At 72.9% G+C, this 3,844-nt stretch carries 2 protein-coding genes; both read right to left on the bottom strand.

What is annotated here, in order from left to right; translation table 11 throughout:
* Nucleotides 1-82: 82 nt before the first annotated feature.
* A complete protein-coding gene (locus ACFWRV_RS01445) occupies nucleotides 83-2,458 on the bottom strand; it encodes a hypothetical protein (protein ID WP_384326716.1) in 2,376 nt (791 codons plus the stop codon).
* A 419-nt stretch (nucleotides 2,459-2,877) separates the two neighbouring features.
* A complete protein-coding gene (locus ACFWRV_RS01440) occupies nucleotides 2,878-3,744 on the bottom strand; it encodes a sugar phosphate isomerase/epimerase family protein (protein ID WP_384326714.1) in 867 nt (288 codons plus the stop codon).
* Nucleotides 3,745-3,844: the final 100 nt, after the last annotated feature.

Below are 3,844 nucleotides of genomic sequence, written 5' to 3'. Positions count from 1 at the left end.
CACCGCCCCGCGGGGCCCCCGCCCGCCGGGGGGGCCCCCCGGGCCGCCGGCCCCCCGGGGGGGCGGCGCCGCCGGCCCGGTGTCATCGCACGATCTCGACCTTGTCGAGGCTGACCTCGGTGCCCGCGCTGTCGGGGTCAGCGGTTCCGGTGGCCCGCAGGGTGACCTCGTGCACCCCGTTCCCGAGCCGGGGGCTGGTCCAGACGTTCTGGTCGCCGTGGGTGACGTACGGGTCGTGGAAGTCGATCGTCTCCTCGGGGAGGCCGTCGATGGAGACGGTGCCGAATCCGCCCTTGGGGCCGGTCAGCCCGTGCAGCCGCAGGGAACGGCCGGTGAAGGTGATGGTGACCTTGTCGTCCTCGCCGTCGGCGCGGCTGAGGCTGGCGTTGAAGGTGCCCTGCTTCGTCGGGTCGGTGGTCTCGCGCTGCCAGTCGCCGGTGAACTCGATGCGGGTGTCGTCGTCCGCGCGGGTGTCGTCGACCGTCTCGTAGGAGCAGCCGGGCAGGTCGCAGCCCGGGACCCATGGGGTCTCGCCCTGCTCGTAGGCGCCCTGGTCGGGGGCGGGCCCGGTGTAGCCGTCGGTGACGCCCGCGATCTCCTCGCCGGCGTCGATCGCCGGGGAGTCGGCCTTCAGGGTGTAGTCGTTGGCGGCGGGGTCGGTGAAGCGCGGGTCGGTCGGCGGCTTCAGGTTGGTGCGCTCGACGGCGTCCGGGACGAAGCTGATCGGCGCGCCGGCGATGTTGTTGATGATCTCGGTTCCCGTACCGGTCTTGATGTTGTAGGTGCCCACGCTCGTGAGCTGTCCGGCGCCGACGGTGTTGTTGTAGATCACGTTGTCGATACTGCTGGCCTCCGGGCCGTTGCCGTTCAGCTCGATCGCGTCCCGGGTGGTGTTCCAGACGACGTTGTGGTGGATGAGCGCGTTGCTGCTGGAGACGTCGAGGTAGACGCCGGCACCCTGGTAGGCGGTCGGTGAGTTCTTGGTGGCGTTGTCGTGGGTCCAGTTGTGGTCGATGCTGCCGCCCTTGAGGTCGACGCTGCAGCAGACGTAGATGGGCCCGCCGTCGTGGTGGATCATCATGTTGTTGAAGATGTCGTTGTAGGCGATGCGGTCGCCGTAGCCGGTCTCCCCGATCAGCCGGATGCCGCTGGCACCGGTGTTGTGGATCGTGTTGTGGGTGATCTGCAGGTCGCGGTCGCCCGCGCCGGAGTCGGCGTCGTCCACGTTGATCGCGTTGCGCTGGGCGAGGCTGTAACCGGTGTTGCGGATCAGGTTGTTGGTGACGACGTTGCGCTTGCCGGTCAGGTAGACGCCGTTGCCGGCGCTGCCGGTGATGACGCTGTCGCGCAGCACGTTGTCGCTGCCGCGCACGATGATGCCGGTGTCCCGGGCGCCGGTCTGGTACGGGCTGGTGGCCGTGCAGCCCTCGCACGAGGTGCGGACGAAGTGGGACACGTCGTCGGCGCGCAGGCCGTCCAGGACGTTGTGCGTGCTGGTCGGCGAGGTGCTGACGGTGGCGCCGAACAGCCGGAGCCCCTCGACGTGTACGTGGGAGCGGTCGTTGAGGTCGACGGCGTACAGGCGCTGCTTGATCTGCAGGGCGCGCAGCTTCCGGACGTCCTCGGGTGAGGAGGCCCAGGCGTAGAGCTTCTTGGCCTCGCGGTCGTGGAACCACTCCAGCGGGCTGTCGAGCGTCTTGAGGGAGTTGGTGAGGTAGTAGCGGGTGCCCGGGTTCACGCAGAGGATCGTGCAGCTGTAGTTGCCGCGGACGAAGGTGAGCTTGCCCGGCTCGGAGCTGGTGACGGTGCCCGTCTGTCCGGCCCACCCCTTGTTGCCGAGGTGGGCGATCGTCACCCCGTCCCAGAAGCCCGCCGGAGTGGTCAGCTTGCTGTCCGTGAGGGTGGAGATGCCCGGAACGGCGGCGCCGACGGTGCCGGCGTCGGCGATGGCCCAGGTCGGCTGGAGCGGGTTGTCGCCGGTGTTGGGCCAGCGTCCCTCGACGATCATCTTGGTGCCCAGGAAGACCTGGCTGTCGGAGTTCTCGGGGGTCGCCTCGATCGCGGCGCTGTAGATGTCGTCGCCGTCCGGCTTCCACTCGCGCACCTTCTCGGTGCCGCTGATCGTCACCTTCTCGTTCCGATGGGGGCGGAAGGTGATCGGACCGGCCTCCGCGTCACCGGAGCGGGCCGGGCGGACCGTTTCGCGGTAGGTGCCGCCGCGGATGGCGCAGGTGTCGCCGGGGACCACGAGGTCCGCGCACTTCTGGATGGTCCGGAAGGGCTTGCGCAGGGTGCCGGGGTTCTCGTCGGAGCCGGAGGTGGCGACGTAGTAGGTGTGCTTGGCCGCCGCTGCCGCTGTCGGCGCGGGCAGGAGGGTGCCGAGGGCGAGGCACAGCACTCCCACCATGAGCAGGAGGGAGCCTCTCCTGCTCGATGGGCGGCTCGGGAAGGATTTCATCGGGTGCTCCTTCGGGGTGGAGGGGTGGGGCGCGAAGGACCGCGCCGGACCGCGGGCGGTGCGGTCGCGGGGTGGGACGGGGATGCGGACACCGCACGGGGAGGAGGGTGCGGTGCCCGCCGAGGAGGGGGCCGGCCGGCGCGGGTGGGTGCGCGCCGGAGCGGCTGGGGTCGAGGGGATGGGCAGCCCGTGCCCGTACGGGCGGGTGCCGCGTTCGTCCCCGCCGGCCGGCGCGGGTGCACGTGCGCCTGAGCGACCGAGGTGGAGGGGGAGGGACGCCGGCCGGCCGATGCGCGCGGGATCGGGGCGGTCGACCGCGGTCGGCGGGGGACGGCGTGGGACGGGGACCGGACAGTGAGCCGGTCCGGCCGGTGGAGGAGGAGGTGAGGGCGTGGGCCTGGTGGCCGCCGTGGTCCGCGTCAGGCCGTCGGCATCCCCCTCTCCGCCCCGCGCGGGCCGAGGACGGCTCGCAGGGTCGCCGCGTCCGCCCTGAGCTGTGCCGCGTCGTCGCCCGCGACGAACTCAAGGAGGACGTCGGTAGGCAGCCCGCGTTGGCGCAGGCGGGCGGCGACCGCGTCCCACAGGGGGCGGCGGTCGGCGAGGGGACGGCGTTCGTCGGTGGGCCACCAGGAGAACGCGTGCACGCCGACGACGTGGGCCGCCACACGGTCGAGGCCGGCCAGCGCGATCTCGTCCGGCTCGCCCTGCGGGGGCTGCCAGTAGGTGCCGACGTCGTCCCGGCCGATGTCGCTCAGCAGGGCGTACGCCGACTCGGGGGTGTCGGTGAGCGTGCCGCCGTGGAACTCCAGGCCGACGATCACACCCGCGTCGGCGGCGCGCGCCGCGAGTCGCCGGCCCGCGGCGGCGACCGCGGCCCGGTAGTCGCGGCCGGCGCGGGCGGAGCCTAGGGCGCCGGCCCAGACCCGGATGCGGGGTGCGCCGAGCGCGCTCGCGGCGGCCAGCACCGCGGCCTCGCCCTGGCCGGGCTCCCCCAAGCGCACATAGGTGCCGTAGGAGGCGACGGCCAGGCCGGCGTCGGCGGTCAGAAAGGCGACCTCCTTCGCGTGTGCGGTGTCGCCGGGGGGCACGTGGACATCGGCGCCCCACTCGACGGCGGCGAGTCCCGCCGACGCGGCGAACACCAGCACCTGCCGGACGGGATGCGCGCGCAGGGTGACCGAGCACAGTCCGGGACGCAGGTCGGGACCGGAGTACGGAATCCGGTGCGGGCCGGATCCGGGGGTGCCGACGGGGTCGGGCGCGGGTCGCCGGTCGTCGTGCGCCATACGCGGACTCCTCCTTCGCGGCAGGGGCGGCGGGCGGGGCGGCCCGCGCCCTGGATGTCGGTCACGTGGTGCCGGGCCCCTCGCCCGCCGTCGCCGGGAC

Source organism: Streptomyces sp. NPDC058576 (genome assembly GCF_042718715.1).
Taxonomy (GTDB): domain Bacteria; phylum Actinomycetota; class Actinomycetes; order Streptomycetales; family Streptomycetaceae; genus Streptomyces.
This window is presented reverse-complemented; position numbering and strand designations above follow the sequence as displayed.